At 74.8% G+C, this 22,381-nt stretch carries 18 protein-coding genes; 10 read left to right on the top strand and 8 right to left on the bottom strand.

Going from position 1 to position 22,381, the window contains the following annotated elements:
• Nucleotides 1–117 precede the first annotated feature (117 nt).
• Nucleotides 118–588 (bottom strand): SPW repeat protein, encoded by a 471-nt coding sequence (locus OG618_RS28735; RefSeq protein ID WP_329490455.1) that lies wholly within the window; start codon nucleotides 586–588, stop codon nucleotides 118–120.
• Nucleotides 589–781: 193 nt separating this feature from the next.
• Between OG618_RS28735 and OG618_RS28730 the strand changes: the two genes are divergently transcribed.
• A complete protein-coding gene (locus OG618_RS28730; RefSeq protein WP_329490454.1) occupies nucleotides 782–1,339 on the top strand; it encodes a PadR family transcriptional regulator in 558 nt (185 codons plus the stop codon).
• Between the two features lie 74 nt (nucleotides 1,340–1,413).
• A complete protein-coding gene (locus tag OG618_RS28725; protein ID WP_329490453.1) occupies nucleotides 1,414–3,114 on the top strand; it encodes an acyl-CoA dehydrogenase family protein in 1,701 nt (566 codons plus the stop codon).
• A 71-nt stretch (nucleotides 3,115–3,185) separates the two neighbouring features.
• Here OG618_RS28725 and OG618_RS28720 read toward each other — a convergent pair whose 3' ends face one another.
• The 3 genes from OG618_RS28720 to OG618_RS28710 form a co-directional block, all read right to left on the bottom strand.
• The gene (locus tag OG618_RS28720; protein ID WP_396488188.1) at nucleotides 3,186–4,493 is read right to left on the bottom strand and encodes a M28 family metallopeptidase; all 1,308 of its coding nucleotides are present in this window, start codon (nucleotides 4,491–4,493) and stop codon (nucleotides 3,186–3,188) included.
• 243 nt (nucleotides 4,494–4,736) lie between these two features.
• Nucleotides 4,737–6,968, bottom strand: a complete 2,232-nt coding sequence (locus OG618_RS28715; protein WP_329490452.1) for a sensor histidine kinase — start codon at nucleotides 6,966–6,968, stop codon at nucleotides 4,737–4,739.
• 102 nt (nucleotides 6,969–7,070) lie between these two features.
• A complete protein-coding gene (locus OG618_RS28710; protein WP_329492323.1) occupies nucleotides 7,071–7,703 on the bottom strand; it encodes a response regulator transcription factor in 633 nt (210 codons plus the stop codon).
• A 374-nt stretch (nucleotides 7,704–8,077) separates the two neighbouring features.
• Here OG618_RS28710 and OG618_RS28705 point away from each other — a divergent pair, with 374 nt between their 5' ends.
• Nucleotides 8,078–10,315 (top strand): GAF domain-containing sensor histidine kinase, encoded by a 2,238-nt coding sequence (locus OG618_RS28705; RefSeq protein ID WP_329490451.1) that lies wholly within the window; start codon nucleotides 8,078–8,080, stop codon nucleotides 10,313–10,315.
• Between the two features lie 600 nt (nucleotides 10,316–10,915).
• Here the strand turns inward: OG618_RS28705 and OG618_RS28700 are convergent.
• The 3 genes from OG618_RS28700 to OG618_RS28690 form a co-directional block, all read right to left on the bottom strand.
• A complete protein-coding gene (locus tag OG618_RS28700) occupies nucleotides 10,916–11,323 on the bottom strand; it encodes a hypothetical protein (protein ID WP_329490450.1) in 408 nt (135 codons plus the stop codon).
• Nucleotides 11,320–11,901, bottom strand: coding sequence for a hypothetical protein (locus OG618_RS28695; protein WP_329490449.1), 582 nt, complete (start codon nucleotides 11,899–11,901; stop codon nucleotides 11,320–11,322). Before OG618_RS28695 ends, OG618_RS28700 begins: the two co-directional genes overlap by 4 nt.
• A gap of 162 nt (nucleotides 11,902–12,063) precedes the next feature.
• Nucleotides 12,064–13,149, bottom strand: a complete 1,086-nt coding sequence (locus tag OG618_RS28690) for a hypothetical protein (protein ID WP_329490448.1) — start codon at nucleotides 13,147–13,149, stop codon at nucleotides 12,064–12,066.
• A gap of 481 nt (nucleotides 13,150–13,630) precedes the next feature.
• On the opposite strand from OG618_RS28690, the gene OG618_RS28685 reads away from it, so the two are divergent.
• The 7 genes from OG618_RS28685 to OG618_RS28655 all read left to right on the top strand — a co-directional run bounded on the left by OG618_RS28685 (nucleotide 13,631) and on the right by OG618_RS28655 (nucleotide 22,022).
• Nucleotides 13,631–14,992, top strand: a complete 1,362-nt coding sequence (locus tag OG618_RS28685) for a phosphoribosyltransferase family protein (RefSeq protein WP_329490447.1) — start codon at nucleotides 13,631–13,633, stop codon at nucleotides 14,990–14,992.
• A gap of 291 nt (nucleotides 14,993–15,283) precedes the next feature.
• Nucleotides 15,284–16,498 (top strand): 4-hydroxyphenylpyruvate dioxygenase, encoded by a 1,215-nt coding sequence (gene hppD / locus OG618_RS28680; protein WP_329490446.1) that lies wholly within the window; start codon nucleotides 15,284–15,286, stop codon nucleotides 16,496–16,498.
• Between the two features lie 69 nt (nucleotides 16,499–16,567).
• Nucleotides 16,568–17,767 carry a homogentisate 1,2-dioxygenase gene (locus tag OG618_RS28675; RefSeq protein ID WP_329490445.1) on the top strand — a complete coding sequence of 400 codons (1,200 nt, stop codon included), beginning with the start codon at nucleotides 16,568–16,570 and terminating at the stop codon, nucleotides 17,765–17,767.
• Nucleotides 17,764–18,615: a hypothetical protein gene (locus OG618_RS28670; protein WP_329490444.1), complete on the top strand. Its 852-nt coding sequence runs from the start codon at nucleotides 17,764–17,766 to the stop codon at nucleotides 18,613–18,615. The genes OG618_RS28675 and OG618_RS28670 overlap by 4 nt, the downstream gene beginning before the upstream one ends.
• Entirely contained in the window at nucleotides 18,612–19,832 is a 1,221-nt protein-coding gene (gene fahA / locus OG618_RS28665; protein ID WP_329490443.1) for a fumarylacetoacetase, read from the top strand. The genes OG618_RS28670 and fahA overlap by 4 nt, the downstream gene beginning before the upstream one ends.
• A 176-nt stretch (nucleotides 19,833–20,008) precedes the next feature.
• Complete coding sequence (locus OG618_RS28660) at nucleotides 20,009–21,061, top strand: enoyl-CoA hydratase/isomerase family protein (protein WP_329490441.1); 1,053 nt, start codon at nucleotides 20,009–20,011, stop codon at nucleotides 21,059–21,061.
• Between the two features lie 181 nt (nucleotides 21,062–21,242).
• Nucleotides 21,243–22,022, top strand: a complete 780-nt coding sequence (locus OG618_RS28655; protein ID WP_329490440.1) for an enoyl-CoA hydratase — start codon at nucleotides 21,243–21,245, stop codon at nucleotides 22,020–22,022.
• A gap of 53 nt (nucleotides 22,023–22,075) precedes the next feature.
• Here OG618_RS28655 and OG618_RS28650 read toward each other — a convergent pair whose 3' ends face one another.
• Nucleotides 22,076–22,267, bottom strand: a complete 192-nt coding sequence (locus OG618_RS28650) for a hypothetical protein (protein WP_329490439.1) — start codon at nucleotides 22,265–22,267, stop codon at nucleotides 22,076–22,078.
• Nucleotides 22,268–22,381 lie beyond the last annotated feature (114 nt).

Genomic DNA, 22,381 nt, shown 5'->3' with positions numbered 1-22,381 from the left:
CTGCGGCGGGGGCGCCCGCCCCTGACCGGCCCCCGGCCGTAGCGGCCCGACGGCGTGCGCCGGGGTGCGGGCGGCGGCCTCGCCGCCCGCACCCCGGCTCCGGACTACCGGGTGGCGTCAGCCCCCGGCCCGGCCGGCCCGGCCACGTCGCATCGACGCGCCGTTCGACGTGATGGTGGCCATCGAGATCGCCGCGAGACCCAGCAGGAACATCACGGCACCCGCGATCATGCAGGTCACGATGTTCTTCCCGCGGTCGACCGCTCCGGACACCACCCAGGGCGAGATGATCGTCCAGGCACCGAGCAGGGTCGCCGCCCAGGCCCGTGCGTGGGTGCGCTCGTACGCCGAGCCGTACCCGGCCATCAGCACGCAGTAGGCGAGACCCACGATCAGGCAGGTGACGGTCAGCGTGCTGAAGGCGGTGAAGCCGACGATCCATGGCGAGGCCGCCAGGAACAGACCGGCGAGGACAGCCAGGGCCTCGACGGCCTGGGCGCGCGGAGTCAGGGTGACCCGCTCGTAGTGTTCACGCAGTTCGACGATGTCCGGATGGTGCTCCATGCCCATCGGAATCTGGGTAGACACCGATACCACCTCCTAGGTCCGGTACACGGAGGGCGCAAGCCCAGTACCATTCTGGCGCCGATCTGCCGTTTTGCACCATTTCGCCCGAGAAGCTAACCTCACCGCCCACACCCGGCGCGCACCGCGGTGAGCTGCGTCTCACCCGGCCGGGGCGCCCTTGCCTATGCAACTCGTTGCATAGCAGGATGCCGCCATGGCACTGGAGCACGCGATCCTCGTCTCGCTGCTGGAGCAGCCCGGCTCCGGCTACGAGCTGGCCCGGCGGTTCGACCGCTCCATCGGACGCTTCTGGACCGCCACCCACCAGCAGATCTACCGGGTGCTGCGGCGGATGGAGGCGGACGGCTGGATCTCCGCCGAGGAGGTCGCCCAGGACGGCCGGCCGGACAAGAAGGTCTACTCCGCGGCCGGTCCCGGCCGGGCGGCGCTGGCCGGCTGGCTGCGCGAACCGGTCGAACCGGAGACCGTCCGGCACGAGCTGGCGGTCAAGATCCGCGCGGCCGCCTTCGATGACCCGGCCGCCCTGCTCTCCGAGGTCGAGCGGCACCGCGAGAGCCATGCCGCCCTGCTCGCCCGCTACCTGCACGGCGAGCAGCGGGACTTCCCCGACCCGGCCGCCCTCGACGCCCGGCAGCAGCTGCAGCACGTGGTGCTGCGCGGCGGGATCGAGTACGAGCGGATGACCCTCGCCTGGCTGGACGACGTGCTCGCCACCCTGCACCGCCTCGCCGCCGACCGGACCGGGGCCTGAACCCCCCGGCTCCGCCGACGGACGAGAACTCCACGCCCCATCCGATCACCACCCTCGACCCCCGGGAGCCCGTGATGCTCTTCAACCCGCGTACGTACGACCCCGCGCAGTTCGACGAGCCGACCCGCCGACTGCTGCGCGCGACCGTGGACTGGTTCGAGTCCCGCGGCAAGAAGGCGCTGATCGACACGTACATCGACCGCAGCTGGTACGCCGACTTCCTCGAATTCGCGGCGAAGGAGGGCCTGTTCGCGGAGTTCCTGACGCCCTCCTCGGTCGACCCGGAGAAGCGCTGGGACACCGCCCGGATCGCCGAGCTGAACGAGATCCTCGGCTTCTACGGGCTGGGCTACTGGTACACCTGGCAGGTCACCGTGCTCGGCCTGGGGCCGGTCTGGCAGAGCGGGAACGAGGCCGTCCGGGCGCGCGCCGCCCAGCTCCTGGCGGAGGGTCACGTGATGGCGTTCGGGCTCTCCGAGCGCAGCCACGGCGCCGACATCTACTCCACCGACATGATCCTCACCCCGGACGGCGAGGGCGGCTTCACCGCCACCGGCTCCAAGTACTACATCGGCAACGGCAACGTCGCCGGCCTGGTCTCGGTCTTCGGCCGCCGCTCGGACGTCGACGGCCCGGAGGGCTACGTCTTCTTCGCCGCCGACAGCCGCCACGAGGCGTACCACCTGGTCAAGAACGTCGTGAACGCCCAGATGTACGTCAGCGAGTTCCGGCTGGAGGACTACCCGGTGCGCGCCGAGGACGTGCTGCACACCGGCAAGGCCGCCTTCGACGCCGCGCTGAACACCGTCAACGTCGGCAAGTTCAACCTCTGCACGGCCTCGGTCGGCATCTGCGAGCACGCGATGTACGAGGCCGTCACGCACGCCCAGAACCGGGTGCTGTACGGGAAGAAGGTCACCGACTTCCCGCACGTGCGGCGCGAGCTGACCGACGCGTACGCCCGCCTGGTGGCGATGAAGCTGTTCTCCGACCGTGCGGTGGACTACTTCCGCACCGCCTCGCCCGAGGACCGCCGCTACCTGCTCTTCAACCCGATGACCAAGATGAAGGTCACCACCGAGGGCGAGAAGGTCATCGACCTGATGTGGGACGTCATCGCGGCCAAGGGCTTCGAGGCGGACACCTACTTCGACAAGGCCGCGAAGGACATCCGCGGTCTGCCGAAGCTGGAGGGCACCGTCCACGTCAACCTGGCGCTGATCCTCAAGTTCATGGGCAACTACCTCTTCAACCCGGCCGACTACGCGCCGGTGCCCACCCGACTGGACGCGGCCGACGACGAGTTCCTGTTCCGCCAGGGCCCGGCCCGCGGCCTCGGCGCGATCCGCTTCCACGACTGGCGCAAGGCCTACGACGCCTTCGCGCACCTGCCGAACGTGGCCCGCTTCCGCGAGCAGGCCGACGGGTTCTGCGACCTGCTGCTGACCGACGCGCCGAGCGAGGCGCAACAGGCCGACCTGGACTTCCTGCTGGAGATCGGCCAGCTCTTCGCGCTGATCGTCTACGGCCAGCTGGTGCTGGAGCAGGCCGAGCTGACCGGGCTGGACGCGGACCTGCTGGACCAGGTCTTCGACGCGCTGGTGCGGGACTTCTCGAAGCACGCCACCGAGCTGCACGGGAAGGCCTCGACCACCGAGGCGCAGGCGGCGTGGGCGCTGGCCAACGTCCGCCGCCCGGTCGCGGACGGCGAGCGGGCCGCCAAGGTGTGGTCCATGGTCGAGGCGCTGTCCGGCGCGTACGAGATGCAGCCGTAACCTGCGCTGGACGGGGGTGCCGGCCGCGGCCGGCACCCCCTTTCGCGTGCCTACGTCCTCGCGCGCCTTCGTCAGAAGGTGAGCTTCCAGCTGTCGACGTAGCCGGTGTCCTGGCGCGCGATGTCCTGCACCTTGAGCTTCCAGGTGCCGTTGGCCGGCACCGCGGAGGCGTCGACGGTGTAGGTGGCCTGGACGTTGGCCGCGGAGTCGTTGCCGCTGGAGTTCTTCAGCCGGAACGTCGTGCCGTTCGGCGCGACCAGGTCGACCACCAGGTCACCGCGGTAGGTGTGCTTGATGTCCACCGCGACCTGGAGGGCGGCGGGCGCGTTGCCGGTCCGGCCGGTGACGGCGAGGTCGGAGGTCACCGCGGCGCCGTAGTCCGGGATCTGGACGTCGGTGGTGGTCTCGAAGACGGTGCCGGTGGGCGGCGTGGTGGTACCGGCCGAGAGCGTCCAGACGGCGTACGCGATGGCGTCGGTCATCCGGTCCAGCGCGGTGTCGTTGATGTTGGCGCTGGTGTCGCAGGAGGAGTGGTAGCAGCGGTCGAAGGCCTGGCCGGCCGTCCCGCCCCACTTGGCCGCCTGGGCGGCGGTCTTGGTGTAGTCGGCGCCGCTGAACAGGCCGCCGACCCGGATGCCCGCGTCCTGGAACGGGGCGTGGTCGGAGCGGCCGTCGCCCTCGAAGTCCTGCTCGGTGCTGATCCCGATGCCCGCGAAGTAGTCGCGGAACAGCGCGTCCAGCGCGGAGTCGTAGCGGTAGGTGAAGTAGCCCGGGTTCGGCGAGCCGATCATGTCGAAGTTCAGATACGTGTCGATCTTCGAACGCTCGGCGGCGGGAAGGCTGTTGACGTAGTTCTTGGAGCCGACCATGCCGTACTCCTCGGCGCCCCACCAGCCGAACCGCAGGTGCTTGGTGGGCTGGAGGCCGGCCCGGGAGACGGCCAGCGCGGTCTCCAGGATGCCGGCCGAGCCGGAGCCGTTGTCGTTGATGCCCGGACCGCCGGTGACGGAGTCCAGGTGGGCGCCGGCCATCACGACGTGCGAGGTGTCGCCGCCCGGCCAGTCGGCGATGAGGTTGTAGCCGGTCGAGCCGTTGTAGGTGAAGGTCTTCAGCGCGGTGGTGAAGCCCGCCGCGTCCAACTTGCCCTTCACGTAGTCGATCGACGCCTTGTAGCCGGTACGGCCGTGGGCACGGTTGCCGCCGTTGGCGGTGGCTATCGACTGCAGCTGGGCCAGGTGCGCCTTGACGTTGGCGACCGGGATGTCGGGGGCGGCGGCGACGGCCCGGGGGGCCTCGGGTGCCACCGGGGCGGCGGGGGCCGCGACGGCGGCGGGGGCGAACAGGGCGGCGGCGAGTGTGACGACCGCCCCGGTCGACAGGGCGGATCGGCGCAGGCGGGATCGCCGCGAGGCGCGCTCGTTCAATGGAGGCTCCAGATTCTGATGGGGCAGAACGGAAGCGCACAGCCTCGCGGAGGGCCATCGGGTCGTAGGGGCGGCCGGGTTGGGGTCCGGCCGGGAACAGGGCTGCCGGCCGGGACAGCCCGGTCGGGGAGCGGTGACAGCGGGGGCACAGCCGCGAAGTTGACGCGACCATGATGATTGGGCCAACCCCGGCTTCCGTCAAGGGGCCCGCCGCGGGCGGTCGGCTCCGTCCGTGGTCGGGGCCGTCGTTTCGGACACGACCGGCATCCGGGGCAGCACCGCCCGGACGAGGGCGCCGCCGGGGTGGTTCACGGCCGTGAAGGCGCCGCCCAACTCCTCGGCGCGCTCGGCCATCGAGCGCAGCCCGAGCCCGGATCCGGCCCGGTGGGCACCGCGGCGGCCGGCGCCGTCCTGCTCGGCGGCGCCGGGTTCGCCGCCGCCCGCGGGGGCCGCCGGGAAGCCCCGGCCGTCGTCCCGGGCCTCGACCACCACCTCGTGCGGGCGGACCCGCAGCGTCAACCGGGCCTCGGTGGCGCCCGCGTGGCGCAGCACGTTGTTCAGCGCCTCGCCGCCGATCCGCAGCACCGCCACCTCGACGGCGGCCGGCAGCACCGGCGGCGGGTCCGGGTCGAGCTCCAGGCTGAGCCGGACCCGCTCCCCGTCCAGTCCGGCGACCAGTCGCCGCAGCGCCTCCGCCAGGCCCTGGCCGGCCAGCGCGGCGGGCGCCAACCCCTCGGTGATCCGGCGCAGTTCGACGATCGCCTGGCCGATCCCGGCCGACACCGCGCGCAGCGAGCGGGCGGCCGGGGAGTCCTCGGGGACGGCGGCCCGCGCGGTGTCGATGCCGAGCCGCAGTCCGGACAGGGTCGGCCCGAGCCCGTCGTGCAGGTCGTGCCGCAGCCGGCGCCGCTCCTCCTCCCGGGCCAGCACGATCTGCCGCCGGCCGGACTGGACCTCCTCGTACATCCGCAGCGAGGCGATGGCGGGCGCGGCCTGGTCGGCGAGGAACCGCAGCACCTCGTGGTCCTGGGCGTCCAGCACGGGCTGCCCGGCGCGCGGCGGCGCGCAGAGGCCGCCGATCACCATGCCCTCGTAACTGAGCGGGAACACCTGGCTGTCGGGACCGACGGTGCCCACCGAGGCGAGTTCGTGCGGACCGCTGCTGGTGTGCAGGACCACCCGGGCCCCGGGCAGGCCGAGGGCGCCGACCACGGTCTCGCAGAGCAGCGGCGGCGCGTCGGCGGGACTGACGGCCCGGCTGAGCCGCTCGGCGAGCGCGCGCACCACCTGGTACGGGCGGGCCCGCTCGCCGTAGTAGAAGCGGTCGACGGCGCGGACCACCCAGCGGGTGGTCGGGCCGATCAACCCCCCGATGGCGAGCGCCCCGGCCGCGAGGAGCTGGGCGCCGGCGGTACTGGCCTGCGGCAACGCGCGGCGCAGCAGCAGCGCGATGCCGAGGTAGCCGGAGATCAGCACGGCGGTCAGGGCGAGGACGCTGAGCATCCGCCGGGTCGCCCGGTCCAGGTAGCGCGAGCGGTCCCGGGTGAAGCCGTACCCGACCGCGCCGAGCATCCACAGCGCCGAGCCGGTGAAGTAGGCGACCGCCGCGATGCTCTCGGAGGTCCCCAGCCTGAGCGCGATGTTGGTGGTGACCAACCAGATCAGGTAGGGGACGAGCACCGCCGCGACCGCCCGGTGCGGCCGGTCCGAGCGGCGCCAGCGCACCGCGGCCACCGTCAGGCTGACCGCGACGAGCGCCCAGGAGACCGGCGTGACCCGCCATTCGTCCAGCGGCAGCCCCTCGCCCTGCGGCACCAGGACGTCGCCGAAGTAGGGCAGCGGCGCCCCGAGCCGGACCACGCAGGCGTGGCAGGCGCTCCAGAGCGCCACCACGACCACGAACGCCCGGCCCGCGGGGCCGCCGGGCAGCCGCCCCTCCGGGAGCCAGAGCGGCAGGGCGATGGCCAGGAAGACGAACAGGGTGACGGAGGCGAGCAGCAAGGCCGCCCCGACGGCCTCCGCCACCGGGCCGGCCCCGGCCGCCCTGGCCGCGAACAGCACGAAGCGGGAGAGGCAGCCGCCGAAGCCGGCGGCCAGCAGGACCACTCCGAGGCCGAGTCCGGGGGGAGCGGCGGCGGCCGGGGCGGTCCGGCCGGGGTCGGTGGGGCCGGGACCGCCGACGGCGCCCGGCGGGGAGGAGTCCGGTCCGGCCCGATGGGCCAGGACGAGCACCCCGGAGAGCGCGAAGCCGAAGCCGAGCAGCACCGTCTGGCCGTCGTGGAGCAGGAACGCGTCGGTCCACGGGGCGTCCTGGTGGACGAGGGCCAGCAGCACCCAGCCGAGGCCGGAGAGCAGCGTCGCGGCACAGACCCAGTACGCCCGGGTCGGACCGGCCTGCCGGGCGCCGATCGCCGGCACCGGTTCGCTCATGTGGGCCTCCTCCCCCGCATCCTCGGCTTCCTGGCGTCCCGGGCGCGCGGGGCGGCGGTCCGCTCCGTGCCCCGCCCCGCGCCCGCCCCGGTGCCGGCCGCCTCAGCCGTCGCCGAGTCCCATGTCGCGTGCCCGGGCCACCGCCTCGGCCCGGGTGGCGACGTGCAGCTTCTCGAAGATGTGCGTCACGTGGTTGCGGACCGTCTTCTCCGCCACCACCAGCTCCCGGGCGATCCGCCGGTTGTCCAGCCCGCGCGCCACCAGGTCGAGCACCTCCGCCTCGCGCGCGGTGAGCGCGGGGAACAGCTGCCCGGCCTCGCGCAGCCGGGCGCCCGCCAGCAGCGCCGTGATCCGCCCGGCCACGTCCGCGCCGAACACCGCCCCGCCCGCCGCGACCGTCCGCACCGCGTGCAGCACCTCCTCCCGGCCGGCGCCCTTGACCAGGTAGCCGCGCGCGCCCGCCTGGAGCGCGGCGAGCAGGCTGCCGTCGTCGTCCGACATGGTCAGCATCAGCACCGGCGGGGACGGCTGCCGCTCGGCGAGCCGGCGCGCGGCCTCCAGCCCGGAGCCGTCCGGCAGCGAGAGGTCCATCACGACCACGTCCGGGCGGCTGCGGGCGACGGCGGCCGCGACCTCGCCGACCCGCTCCGCCTCGGCCACCACGGCGATCCCCTCGGCGCTCTCCAGCGCCGCCCTGAGGCCCTCCCGGAACAGCGGGTGGTCGTCGACGATCAGGACCCGGACGGAGGAGTCCTCCCGCTCCTCGCCCGACGGCCCGGGGGCCTCCGGGACCTGCCCGCCGACCGGGCCGGACGGCGCTCCCGGTGCGCCGGAGCCGTCGCCCGCTCCCGGCGGCGCGGCCCGGGGCCGATCGTCCGGCTGCGGGGCGGGCGGTTCGACGGGGTGCTGTTGGTCCACCTGGCCGACACTACCAGCGATGCGGGAGTGACTCTCTGTGACATGCGCGGATCGATGTGCGGCGACGGACCACCGTGCCGAGGACGAGACCGCTGCCCCATGCGCCCGGGACGGCGGGCGGTCGAGACTGAAATGGTGCCCGGCGCGCGGCTGCCGCCGGACCTCTCCCGAGCCCGTTGCGAGGCGGTGCCATGATCACGGTGATCCCGACCCGGCCGCGGACTGCCACCGGGCCCTCCGCCCGCCGGACGCCCGCCCAACGGCAGCTCGCCGCCGCAGCGGCCTGCACGGCCCTCTGCCTGGCCGTCGCCACCCTCTGGACCTGCTACGTGCTCGTCCACCTCGGTACGCCCGGGGTCGACCGCCCCCGGGACCAACTCGCCGTCCTGCTCTACGCACTGCCCACCGCCGGTGCCGGGATGCTGCTGCACGCCCACCGCCCGGGCAGCCCGCTCGGCTGGGTGATGCTGGTCTACGCCCTGACCTCGATGCTGCCCAGCGCCGCTGGGGCACCCGTCTGGGTGGAACTCTCCGATCCGCGCCTCGCGGGGGCGATGGCGGTGCTGCGGTCGGTCTGCAACACGATCAGCCAGACCCTGTTCTACGTCCTGCCGCTCTGGCTCCCGTACGGCCGGCTCACCGACCGCCGGTGGTGGCTCTACATCGGTGCCGTCGCGCTCTGGGAGATCCCGGACGGCCTGTCGTTCCTGGGCCACGCGACCTCGTACGGCCGGCCGAACCCGCTCGCCGACGGCGCGCCCGCCCGGTTCTTCGGCTCGATCGCCGACCACCTGGACAGCCTCTACGAACCGGCGAACTTCCTGTTCGTCGGCTTCGCCGCCGCCGTCCTGCTGGTCCGGCTGCTCCGCCCCTCCCCCCGTCCGGAGCGCGGCCGCGACGGCGCGCCCCGGCCGCAGCACCCGGCCCACCGGGCGCACGTGGCGGGCATGCTGGGCGCCTACCTGCTCTGGGCCGGGCTGGAGGACTACTACAACCGCAGCTTCCAGAGCGACTATTGGCTCAGCTACGGGCTGTTCACCGCCGCCGGCGCGGTCTGGGCGGTCGCCGTCGCCCACCTGGTGATCCGCGACGGCGGCTGGCGGCTCGACCGGGCGGCCCGGTCGGTACTGACCGGACTGCTCCTGGCCACCGGGCTGACCACGCTGTTCGTGGTGGTGGCCGCCGTGCTCTCCGGCTGGCTGGTCCCGGGCCGGGGTGCGGCCGGGCTGACGCTGATCGCCCTGGTGTTCGGGCTCGGCGCCGCCCTGCCCCGGGCCGCCCGGTGGGCGGTCGGGGTGATCGACCGGCTCTACTACGGCGGCCGCGCCCAGCCCTACCAGGTCCTGCGCACCCTGGCCGGACGGGTCCGGCAGGTGGTGGACCCCGAGCGGCTGCCGGCCGTCCTGTGCGGCACCGTCGCGGAGGAGCTGCGGCTGCCCGGGGTCGCGCTGAGCGTCACCACCCGGGCCGGCCGCCGCCCGCTGGCCGCCGTGGGCCGGGCGGACGGACCGGACCAGGCCTTCGCCCTGGTCCACCACGGCACGACGATCGGGGAGTTGACGGTCGGGCTGCGCGAGGGCGAGGAGCGGCTGGAGGCCGGCGACATCGACATCCTGCGCTCGCTCGCCGACCAGGTCTCGCCCGCCGTCGCCTCGCTGCGGTTGCAGGAGGACCTCCAGGCGAGCCGGGCGCAGATCGTCGCGGCGCGGGAGGAGGAGCGGCGCTGGCTGCGCCGGGACATCCACGACGGGCTCGGCCCCGTGCTGGCCGGGCTCCGGCTGCGGGTGGACAACGTCGCCTCGGCGGCGGCCGGGGTCGCCGCGGCCACCGGGGTCTCCGGGGCCGCCGGGGAGGAGGCTCGGGCCGCGGACACCGGCGGGGAGATGGCGCGGACGCTGACCGGGATCTCGGGCGACCTCGCGCTGGCGATCAAGGAGGTCCGGCGGATCACCGACCGCCTCGGGCCCGCCCCGCTGGGCGAGTTCGGGCTGGCCCGGGCCGTCCAGCACCTCGCGCTCACCTTCAGCGGCGCCGGACTCGCCGTCGACGCCACCGTGACCCCCGACCCCCTGCCGCCCCTGCCGGCCGCCGTCGAGGTGGCCGTCTACCGGATCACCGCCGAGGCGCTGAACAACGTCCTGCGGCACGCCCGCGCCGAACGCGCCGAGGTGGTGGTCCGGGTGGACGACGAGACGCTGACGCTGACCGTGCAGGACGACGGGGTCGGCTACCGGCGGGAGGCGGACGGCGACGCCCTGCCCGAGCCCGCGGGCGGCGAGGGGAGCGGGGTCGGGGTCCGGTCGATGGCCGACCGGGCCGCCGAGATCGGCGGCAGCTGCACGGTGGCACCGCTGCCCCGGGAACACGGGACCCGGGTGCGGGCCGTGCTCCCCCGCTTCCCGTCCAAGGGCGGCGCGGGCACGGCATGAGGAACGGCCGCCGCCCCCGGTGCGGGCTGCACCGGGGGCGGCGACGGGTTCAGGGGGACGGAGACGGACGGCGCCTCAGCCCTTGCAGTCCTTCTCCCCGGGCTTGCACCTGTTCGTGGTCCCACCGCGCTTGGGCGAAGGGGCGGGGGTGGTTGCCGCGCCGTCGACGACGTTCCGACACACGACGGCTGCCGCGGCCAGGCCGACGAGTACGGACGCGACGCAGAACGTCTTCGTTGCCGTGTTCGTTGCCATGGGAAATGCTCCAGATCCTTCGACTTCCGACCGGTTCGGGCCGGTCGGCCGTTCTTCCTCCACCCTGCGCGGGCCGCCGCCCCGGGCGCATGGGCCCGCCGTCCCGTTCCGGTCCCACTCCGGGACTTCGGACGGGACTTCGGACGGGACGGCGGACAGGGCGGCGAACGGGGCGGCGGCCCGCGCAGGACCGGACGCGGTACGGCCCCGCGCACGTGGGGCGGCCCCGGCGCGGGTCGGGGCAGGCCGGGGTGCACCTGCGGGCGTGGGGCCGGGACAGCCGTCCGGCCCGGGCGCTCCGGAGTGGAGCACCCGGGCCGGGAGGGCCGGCGGGCTCGGGGCGGGTCAGGGGCGGGTACGCCACTCGGTGCGCCGCCGGGCCGGGGCCGGGCGGGCGGTGGCGCGGGGGGCCGCGGCCAGGGTGAGGCAGAGCAGTTCGGCACCCAGCGGTCCGGCCTCCAGTCGGAGCGGGGTGCCCCGGCGGGCCAGCAGGAGGTCGCCGTCGACCGCCAGGTGGTTCGGTTCACCGGGCGTCTGCCCCACGAGGAGGGAGCCGCGCAGCACATGGAGGGCGACCTCGGTCCCGGCCTGCCCCGGCAGCGTGTGGCGGGCGCCGGGGCTCAGCCGCAGGTGGTCGAAGGACTCGCAGGCACTGGCGAGCATGGAGCGGCGGGCCAGGCAGCGGAGGCGGATCCGTTCGCCGTTCGGACCCAGGATGACGGCGGCGGAGCCTGCGGCGGTGGTGACGATCACCGTGACTCGCCTCCCTTCGGATGTTCGGGGTGCTCGGGATGTTCGGGGTGCTCGGGGTGCTGTGGCTGCTCGGGGTGCTCGGGGTGCTGTGGCTGCTCGGGGTGCTCCGGATCGGCGGACCGCCGGGGGCGCGGGGGCCGGTCCGGACGGGCTGTTCCCGGGCCGTCACCTGCGGGGCGCGCCCCGGCGTGGCCGTCGGCGCGCCGCCTTCCCCCGGACCGCCCGGGGGCCTCGGACCCGGTCGGACGGCCGGCAACGGCCAGGACGGCCTGGAAGAACTCCAGCCCCGCCGTGCCGGCGGTGAGTACCGTCCGCCCGCCCAGCGGCAGGGTCAGCGCGGTGCCCTCGACCAGCGGGAACCCGGCGTCGGGGGCCTCCTCGGCGTCGTCGTCCGGGCCGGTGGCCGTCCCCGAACCGGCGGTGACGTAGAGGGCGTGCTCGACGCCCTCGGCGATGACCTCGGTCGTGCGGCCCGGGTCGAGCCACCGCAGTCCGACCGCGCGCAGCGGCCCGGTCAGCACGCGGCTGGGGTCGACGGCGCCGCGTCGGCGGAGGTCGGTGATGACGGTGCCCGTCATGGCGGTGACTCCTTCTGGTCGGCGGCGGCCCGGTCCGGTCCGCCCTGCCGTTCCACGGTGTGCCGCCCGTCGTCCCGGTCGCACGGTGACCGTGTCCCGTCCTGCTCCCGCCCGCTGCCGGGCCCGCCCGGTCCGGAGGTGCGGCGCACCGGGACCCCGCGCTCAGCCGGTCACCGGCAGGAGCTCCGCGACCCGACCGGACGGCACCCCGACCGGACCCAGTCCCTCCACCGCCGCCCGCACCGGCGCGGCTCCCACCGGCGTGAGCAGCCGGCCGTCCACGCAGGACGGCCGCCCGAGACCGGCGAGCAGCAGCAGACCGGGCCCGGGAGCGAGGGCCGCGCCGAGCGCGTCGGCGAGGGCCGCCACGTCCGTACCGCCGGGCAGGCCGGTCACCGAGCCGTTGCGGGCGACCAGTTCGCGGTGGGCCCAGGCTCCGGCCGAGTCCAGCAGGCCGAGCCGGACCGCGAGGCGGGCGGCGAGCAGGAGTCCCAGGGCCTCGGCGTCGCCGGGCGCGGAGGGGCGGCCGGCCAGGCGGCGAACCAATGTGCCGAGGCGCCGCCCGTAGCCCAGGGCGAGGGCCGGGCCGGTCTCGAACGGGTCGAAGCAGACCAGGGCCGCCCGGGCGTCCGCGCAGACGGCGAGGAAACCGGCGACGGTGCGCTCGGAGTAGCGCGCCTGGGGGTCGAGGGCCTCGGCGAGCGCCTCGTACTGCGCCGGGCAGACGGCGAGCACGTGCCGGATCACGCCGATCATGCCCGCCCTGGTCTCGGCGGCGGGCCGGTCGGCCAGCACATCGCCGCGGACCCAGACCAGCGCGGGCGCCGTCCGGTCGGGCAGCGCGCGGGCCTCGGGGGGCGGGCACCGCAGCGCGAGCGCGGGCCCGACGGCCGCCGCCAGGGTGGTCGGCAGCCGCAGGTCGGCCGCGACGGCGCAGGCCCGCTCACCGCCGAGGGCGATCACGACGGTGCGGCCCCCGGTGCCCTCGCCCGGGGCAGGCCGATCCGGCAGCGGCGCGGACCGCAGGTCGATGACGGTGCACGGCGCCTGCGCGGCGGCCATGGCCCGGACCCTGGCGAGGTGGTCGGCGGGTGCCGCGCCGTCGGTCACGAGCAGGAACCGATCGGCCCCGAACGCGGCCGTCCGCTCGGCGAGTTCGGCCCAGGAGCCGTCGCCCCGGCGCACCGCCAGCGGGATGCCGGCCGGTCCGGCCTGGATCCGACGGTCGAATGCGGTGGTGCCGCCCATCGCGATCCACCTCCCGCTCCTGCTGCGACTGCTCCGGCTTCCCGGGTTCTCCGATCTCGACGATGGCCCGCCCGACGCCCCGGGCGCCTGAGCCGCCCTGCCCGTCCCGGCCCGGTCGGCACACGGGACAGGCCGGAGCGGCACCGGGACGGGCCGGGGCAGGACCGGGACAGGCCGGGCGCGGGGCAGGACCACGAAGGGGCGGGACCGGGAAGGGGCAGGACCGCGAAGGGCCGGGCGCGGAACGGGCAGGTCAGGGCGCGCGGGCGCTATGACCGCTCCCAGCTCCGGGCCCGCAGGTAGGGGAGCAGGTAGTGCACCGGATCCCTGCCGAACGTCCCGTACTTCGTGCCGGTCCCCCCGGGGGTGCCGGCCGCCGGGGCGACGGCGTGCGGCGCGAGGCACCCACCGGCCGCCGGAGACGGGAACGGCCAGCCCCCGGCGCCGCCCGCCGACGTACGGTGGAACCGGAGGCCGCGTCATGCACCGCACCCGGACCCACTTCACCGACCGCACCGACGCGGGCCGCCGGCTGGCCGCACTGCTCGGCCACCTGCGCGGCCCCGGCACCGTCGTCGTCGCCCTCCCGCGCGGCGGGGTCCCGGTGGCCGCCGAGGTCGCGGCCGCGCTCGGCGCCCCGCTGGACATCTGCGTGATCCGCAAGCTCGGGGTGCCCCGCCAGCCCGAGCTGGGCATGGGCGCGATCGGCGAGGACGGCGTCCGGGTGCTCAACGACGAGGTGATCCGGCTGGTCGGCATCACGCCCGGGCAGCTCGCCGACGTCGAGCTGCGCGAGCGCGCGGAGCTGGAGCGGCGGGCCCGCCGCTACCGGGGCGGGCGCCCGCCCGAGGAGCTGCGCGGCCGCACCGTGGTCGTGGTGGATGACGGCATCGCCACCGGCTCCACGGCCCGGGCCGCCTGCGTGATCGTCCGGGCCCGGGGGGCGGCCCGGGTGGTGCTGGCCGTTCCGGTGGCGCCCGACGACTGGACGGACCGGCTGGCCGGGATCGCGGACGAACTGGTCTGCGTCGGCACGCCGTCGCCGTTCTTCGCGATCGGCGAGTTCTACGGCGACTTCTCGCAGACCGGTGACGAGGAGGTGCTGCGCCACCTCGCCGAGGCGCGGGCCGCGCCCGCCCAGGACGGCGCCGGGGCGGCCGGCAGCGGAGCGCCCGGCGGCGGGGTGGACCGTGAGCTGGTCCTGCCGGTCGCGGGTGTCCGGCTGGCCGGCCGGCTGACCGTCCCGGTGGGCGCGGCCGGCGTGGTGGTGTTCGCCCACGGCAGCGGGAGCGGCCGGCACAGCCCGCGCAACCGCCGGGTGGCCGCCGCCCTGAACCGGGCCGGCCTGGCCACCCTGCTGTTCGACCTGCTCACCGAGGACGAGGAGCCGGACCGGCGGAAGGTGTTCGACGTCGAGCTGCTCGGGGCCCGGCTGACCGCCGTGGCCGGGCTCCTGCCCGAGCTGCCGGAGGGCCGGGAGCGGGCTCTCCCGCTCGGGCTGTTCGGGGCCAGCACCGGTGCGGCCGCCGCGCTCACGACGGCCGCCGCGCTGGGCGAGGGGGTGCGCGCCGTGGTGTCCCGGGGCGGGCGTCCCGACCTCACCGGTCCCGGCCGGCTGGCCGAGGTCACCGCGCCGACCCTGCTGGTGGTGGGCGGCCTGGACGGCCGGGTGATCGACCTGAACCGGCAGGCGCGGGCGCGGCTGCGCTGCGAGAGTGAACTGGCGGTGGTGCCGCAAGCGGGCCACCTCTTCGAGGAGCCGGGCACGCTCGACCGGGTCGCCGAGCTGGCCCGCGACTGGTTCCTGCGGTACCTGCCGGCCGGCCCGCCGGCCACCCCATGAGCGACCCCACCGACCCGAACCGAACCCCCGGCACCGCCCCGACCGACCCGACCGGCCCCGATCGACCGCCGTACAGACCTTTCGCGAACCACCCCGGACGACCAGGCATTTTGTGCAGCCGGACCGGCCATTTCCTGACCAGCTTGTACACATTGAACAGTGAAATCCCGACCTGTTGCCCAACCACCCCGACAGGAGCAAGCTCTCCGCTCAGCCGCACCACCCACCCAGCGGTGCGGCCGCCTCAAGCGGATGCCTCAATGCCGAGGCCTCAATGTGGAGGAACGACCGATGACCCCGCAGTCCCACGCCCTTGAGCTGACCCCCGAGGAACGCGAGGCCGGTCTCGACGCCGAGCAGCTCCGCCGCCTCGTCGGCCTCGTCGAGCACGACCCCGCCACGGACCCGTTCCCTGTCACCGCGCAGGACGCCATCGTGTTCGTGGTGGGCAACGCCACCCAGACGGCCCACTTCTACCAGTCCGTCTTCGGCATGGAGCTGGTCGCCTACTCCGGCCCGGAGACCGGCCGCCGCGACCGCAAGGCCTTCGTGCTGCGCTCCGGCTCCTGCCGCTTCGTGATCAAGGGCGGTGTCGCCCCGGACAGCCCGCTGCTGGACCACCACCGCCGGCACGGCGACGGCGTCGTCGACCTGGCCCTGGAGGTGCCGGACGTCGACAAGTGCATCGCGCACGCCCGCGCCCAGGGCGCCACCGTACTGGAGGAGCCGAACGACGTCTCCGACGAGAACGGCACCGTGCGCCGCGCCGCCATCGCCACCTACGGCGAGACCCGGCACACCCTGATCGACCGCTCCCGCTACCACGGCCCCTACCTGCCGGGCTTCGTGGCCGCCGAGACCAGGGTGGCCCGCACCGCCGGCCACCCGAAGCGGCTCTTCCAGGCCCTGGACCACGCGGTGGGCAACGTCGAGCTCGGCCGGATGGACGAGTGGGTCGGCTTCTACAACCGCGTCATGGGCTTCGTGAACATGGCCGAGTTCGTCGGCGACGACATCGCCACCGAGTACTCCGCGCTGATGTCCAAGGTCGTCGCCAGCGGCAACCACCGGGTGAAGTTCCCGCTCAACGAGCCGGCCATCGCCAAGAAGAAGTCGCAGATCGACGAGTACCTGGAGTTCTACGGCGGCCCCGGCTGCCAGCACCTGGCACTCGCCACCAACGACATCCTCTCCACCGTCGACATCCTGCGCGCCAACGGCGTGGAGTTCCTCTCCACCCCCGACTCGTACTACGACGACCCGGAGCTGCGCGCCCGGATCGGCAAGGTCCGGGTCGAGGTCGAGGAGCTGAAGAAGCGCGGCATCCTGGTCGACCGCGACGAGGACGGCTACCTGCTGCAGATCTTCACCAAGCCGCAGGGCGACCGCCCGACCGTGTTCTTCGAGTTCATCGAGCGGCATGGCTCGCTCGGCTTCGGGAAGGGCAACTTCAAGGCGCTCTTCGAATCCCTGGAGCGCGAGCAGGACCGCCGCGGCAACCTCTGATCAGCACCCCCGATCGGAGCGAGAACGGCGAACGGGCCAGTCGGCGAACGGGCCAGGAGGAGCAGGACGATGGCGTACTACCGGCAGCTGGGCAGCATCCCGCCCAAGCGGCACACCCAGCACCGCACCCCCGAAGGCGGGCTGTACTACGAGGAGTTGATGGGCGAGGAGGGGTTCTCCTCGGACTCCTCGCTGCTCTACCACCGGGGCATCCCCTCGGCCGTCGTGGACGCCGTGCCGTGGGAGCTGCCGGACCAGTCGACGGTGCCCAACCACCCCCTGCTCCCCCGGCACCTCAAGCTGCACGAGCTGTTCGCGGGCCAGGAGTGGAAGTCCGCCGACGTGGTGGGCGGCCGCCGGCTCGTCCTCGGCAACGGCGACGTGCGGATCTCGTACGTCGCCGCCGGGGCCCCGAGCGAGCTGTACCGCAACGCGCTCGGCGACGAGTGCGTGTACGTGGAGTCCGGCAGCGGCACGGTCGAGACGGTCTTCGGCACGCTGGAGGTCGGCCAGGGCGACTACGTGGTCATCCCCCGGGCGACCACGCACCGCTGGGTGCCGGCCGGCGACGAGCCGCTGCGCGCCTACTGCATCGAGGCGAACAGCCACATCTCCCCGGTGAAGCGCTACCTCTCCAAGTACGGCCAGCTGCTGGAGCACGCGCCGTACTGCGAGCGGGACCTGCGCGGTCCGGCCGGCCCGCTGCTCGTCGAGGGCACGGACGTCGACGTGCTGGTCAAGCACCGCGGCCCGAACGGCGTCGCGGGCACCCGGTACACCGTGCCGCACCACCCGTTCGACGTGGTCGGCTGGGACGGCTGCCTGTACCCGTACGTCCTCAACGTGCGGGACTACGAGCCGATCACCGGCCGGATCCACCAGCCGCCGCCCGCGCACCAGGTGTTCGAGGGCAACGGCTTCGTGATCTGCAACTTCGTGCCCCGCAAGGTGGACTACCACCCGCTCTCGATCCCCGTCCCCTACTACCACTCCAACGTGGACAGCGACGAGGTGATGTTCTACTGCGGCGGCGACTACGCGGCCCGCAAGGGCTCGGGCATCGCCCAGGGCTCGATCTCGCTGCACCCCGGCGGCCACACCCACGGCCCGCAGCCGGGGGCGTACGAGCGCAGCATCGGCGCGGAGTTCTTCGACGAGCTCGCGGTGATGGTGGACACCTTCCGGCCACTGGAGCTGGGCGAGGGCGGCCGGGCCTCCGAGGACGGCAACTACGCGTGGACCTGGGCCGGTCGGGGGCCCGCGCGATGAGCGCGATCCCCGAGCTGTTCCGGGACCTCTTCGACGACGCGGCCGTGTTCCCGCCCGGGAACCTGCCGCTCGCCGACGCGGTGCCGGCCCACCGGGCGCACCGCAGCGCCTGGTACGCCGCCGCGGTCGGCCCGCTGCTCTGCGGGGCGGGCCGGCTCGGCGAGCTGGCGGCCGCCGCGGACCCGGCCCGGCACACCGGGCCGCTGCGGGTCGGGCTCGTACTGCCGGGGGGCAGTGCGGAGCTCGGCCCGGCCCTGGAGGCCGCCGCGCCGTTCGAGGTGGCCGGCGTCGAGCTGGCCACCCGGGACGCCGGCGAGGCGGTCGCCGCGCTGGACCTGCTGCTGCCGCCGGACGTCCCGGCCGCCGTGGAGCTGCCGCGCGAACTGCTGCGCGGCGACGCGCTGGGCGACGCCCTGGACGTCCTGGTCGACAGCCCGTACCGGGTGAAGTTCCGCACCGGCGGGGTGGTGGCCGGCGCCTTCCCCGACGAGGAGGAGCTGGCCCGCTTCCTCACCGGCTGCGCGGAGCGCGGCCTGCCGTACAAGTGCACCGCCGGGCTGCACCACGCCGTCCGGCACACCGATCCGGTCACCGGCTTCGAGCACCACGGCTTCCTGAACGTCCTGCTGGCCGCACAGGAGACCGACCGGTCGGCCGCCGCCGAGGTGCTGGCCGAGCGCTCCGGCGCCGTGCTGGCCAAGGCGGTCGGCGACCTGACCGACCGTCAGGTTACGGTGATCAGGAACTCGTTCACCGCGTTCGGCACCTGCAGCGTCGCCGAACCCCTGGACGACCTGGCCGGGCTCGGCCTGCTGTCGCCCAGTCCCATGCCCCAGGAGGACCGTTGAGCACCCCCCGCAGCTGGCTCGCCAGCGCCCAGGACTCGCCGTTCGGCGTGCACAACCTGCCGTACGGCGTCTTCACCGCCGCCGACCGGCCGGGCCGGCGGCGGATCGGCGTACGCGTCGGGGAGTTCGTCCTCGACGCCGGGGCCGCCGCCCGCGCGGCCGGGGAGCCGTCCGTCCTGCTGGACGCCGAGAGCCTCAATCCGCTGCTGGGCGCGGGGCGTCCGGTCTGGACCGAGGTGCGCGCGGCGCTGACCCGCTGGCTCACCGACGAGTCCCACCGGGCGGCGCTCTCGCCGCTGCTGCTGCCCCTGACCGAGGTGGAGCTGCACCTGCCGTTCGAGGTCGCCGACTACGTCGACTTCTACGCCTCCGAGCACCACGCCACCAATCTGGGCCGGATCTTCCGCCCCGGCTCGGAGCCGCTCACCCCCAACTGGAAGCACCTGCCGATCGGTTACCACGGCCGGGCCGGCACGGTGGTGCTCTCGGGGACGGAGGTGGTCCGCCCGCACGGACAGCGCAAGGCCCCGGCCGACCCGGCGCCGTCCTTCGGACCGACCCGCCGGCTGGACATCGAGGCGGAGGTCGGCTTCGTGGTCGGCACGCCGTCCGCGCTCGGCACGCCCGTCCCGCTGGACGCCTTCCGCGAGCACGTGTTCGGCGTCTGCCTGGTCAACGACTGGTCCGCGCGCGACATCCAGGCCTGGGAGTACGTGCCGCTCGGCCCGTTCCTCGGCAAGTCCTTCGGCACCTCGGTCTCGCCGTGGATCGTGCCGCTGGACGCCCTGGAGCACGCCCGGGTCGCCCCGCCCGCCCGGGACGTCGAGCCGCTGCCCTACCTGGACGACCGCGGCGGCGAGCCGTGGGGCCTGGACCTCGCGATGGAGGTCCGGCTGAACGGGCACCCGGTCTCCCACCCGCCGTTCGCCTCGATGTACTGGACCGCCGCGCAGCAGCTCGCCCATCTGACGGCCAACGGCGCCTCGCTGCGCACCGGGGACTTCTTCGCCTCGGGCACCGTCAGCGGCCCCGAGCCGCGGACCCGGGGCGCCCTGATCGAGCTGACCTGGAACGGCGAGGAGCCGCTGAAGCTCCCGGACGGCACCGTCCGGACCTTCCTGGAGGACGGCGACGAGGTCGTCATCACCGCCACCGCCCCGGGCCGCGACGGCGCCGTGGTCGGCTTCGGCGAGGTGACCGGCCGGGTCGTGCCGTAGCCCCACCGCGGCCGGCACCACGGCCGCGGGAGCGCCCAGGAGGCGGCGCCGGACACCCGGCGCCGCCTCCGGCGCGTAGCGGCGCGTCCCCGGCCGCCGGGGCGGCCACCCGCCGGGGGTACGGTGACGGCGGAGTTCTCCACGACGGACAGCGACGACGAACGGGAGCGGGCCCGATGAGCGCAGAGGTACAGGCCTACCGGGACGGCGGCGTCGGGCGGATCGTGCTCGACCGACCGAGGGCGATCAACTCCCTGACCCACGACATGATCCGGGCCGTCCGGGCCGCCCTGGACGGCTGGGCGGCGGACGACGCGGTGCGCACCGTGGTGCTGACCGGCGCCGGTGAGCGCGGCCTCTGCGCGGGGGCGGACATCCGGGCCCTGCACGACGACGCCAAGGCGGGCGGCGCCGGCGCCCGGGCGTTCTTCCGCGACGAGTACCGGCTGAACGCGCTGATCGCCCGCTACCCGAAGCCCTACCTGGCGGTGATGGACGGCATCACCATGGGCGGCGGGGTCGGCCTCTCCGCCCACGGCGCCGTGCGGATCGTCACCGAGCGGTCCGTCGTGGCGATGCCGGAGACCAGGATCGGCCTCGTCCCGGACGTCGGCGGCAGCCTGCTGCTGGCCCGCGCCCCGGGCGAGTCGGGCCTCCACCTCGGGCTCACCTCGGGCTCGATGGGCCCCGGCGACGCCCTGTACTGCGGCTTCGCCGACCACTTCGTGCCCACCGCGCGCATCCCCGCGCTGCTCGCCGCCCTGGCGGGCACCGCCGGGCTGACCGGCGCCGGCCTCACCGCCGCCGTGGCCGCCCACGCCGCCCCGGCACCGCCCGCCGCCCTGGCCGACCGGCGGCAGTGGATCGACGCCTGCTACGCGGCCGACACCGTCGAGGAGATCGTCGAGCGGCTGCTCGGCTGCGGCGTCCCGGAGGCCAAGGAGGCCGCCGAACAGCTGCTCGGCAACGCCCCCACCGCCGTCAAGGTCACCCTGGCCGCGCTGCGCCGGGCCCGCACGCTGCCCTCCCTGGAGGCGGTGCTCGACCAGGAGTACCGGATCTCCTGCCACGCGCTGACCACGCCGGACCTCGTCGAGGGCATCCGCGCCCAGGTGGTCGACAAGGACCGTGCCCCGCGCTGGGCCCCGGCCGAGCCGGCCGGCGTCACCGCGGCCGAGGTCGACCGCTTCTTCGCCCCGCGCGAGGGCGACGAACTCGGCCTGGCCTGACCGCCGTCGGACCGGCCGGGGCGGCGTACCGGCCCCGGCCGGAGCCGACCCGCCGGACGCCGGAGCCCGTGACCACCGTCTCGCATGGCAAGACTGGCGCGAGGCGGGGCCCGTCGTAGATCGTTGGGTGGTCAGGACGCACCCGGTGTGGTGCCGAGCAGCGGAATGGGAGTCAACGGCGATGACCGAGACCTACGAGACGATCCTGGTCGAGCGCAAGGGGCGGGTCGGGCTGATCACGCTCAACCGGCCGAAGGCGCTGAACGCGCTCAACACCCAGCTGATGAACGAGGTGGTCGCGGCCGCCACCGCGTTCGACCGGGACCCGGAGATCGGCGCCATGGTGATCACCGGCTCGGAGAAGGCCTTCGCGGCCGGCGCCGACATCAAGGAGATGCAGGGCAACGCGTTCCCCGACGTCTACCTGGACGACTGGCTGGGCCCGTGGGACCGGCTCGGCGAGCTGCGCAAGCCGGTCGTCGCGGCGGTGGCCGGCTTCGCCCTCGGCGGCGGCTGCGAGCTCGCGATGCTCTGTGACATCCTGCTGGCCGCCGACACCGCGAAGTTCGGCCAGCCGGAGATCAAGCTCGGGGTCATCCCGGGGATCGGCGGCTCGCAGCGGCTGACCCGCGCGGTCGGCAAGGCCAAGGCGATGGAACTCTGCCTGACCGGCCGGATGATGGGTGCCGAGGAGGCCGAGCGGGCCGGCCTGGTCTCCCGGATCGTCCCGGCCGGCGAGCTGCTCGCCGAGGCGCTGGCCACCGCGGAGACGGTCGCGCAGATGTCCACGCCCGCCGCGATCATGATGAAGGAGAGCGTCAACCGGGCGTTCGAGACCACCCTGGCCGAGGGCGTCCGCTTCGAGCGCCGGCTGTTCCACGCGACCTTCGCCACGGCGGACCAGAAGGAGGGCATGGCGGCCTTCGCCGAGAAGCGCCCGCCGGAGTTCACCCACCGCTGATCCGGCACGGGCGGGGGCGGCGGCCGCATGGCGCCGCCGACCCCGCCTGTCCGTCAGTCCTCGGCCACCACACGGGTGTTGCGCCGGGCGAGCCCGCTGCGGCCGGCGGCGACCACGATCCGGTCACCCGCTTCGAGGCGGCAGGTGCGGTCGGCGTGGTTCCAGGTGTAGAGGGGCGGCCCGGCGGCGAGCCGGACGGCGACCACCCGGACGCCGCCCGGGTCCTCCGGGTCGTGGCGGTTCATCCCGAGCAGGGGGACATCAGTTCCGTCCCCCGGACGGGCGAACCCGACGGGCGGTGCGCGGCCCCCGCGACGATCGTCAGGAGTGTCCTCCGCCCCTCCCAAGCCGCCAGGAGT

Source organism: Kitasatospora sp. NBC_01246, assembly GCF_036226505.1.
GTDB lineage: Bacteria > Actinomycetota > Actinomycetes > Streptomycetales > Streptomycetaceae > Kitasatospora.
The sequence above is the reverse complement of the archived record's forward strand: the minus strand, read 5'-3'. Positions and strand labels throughout refer to the sequence as shown.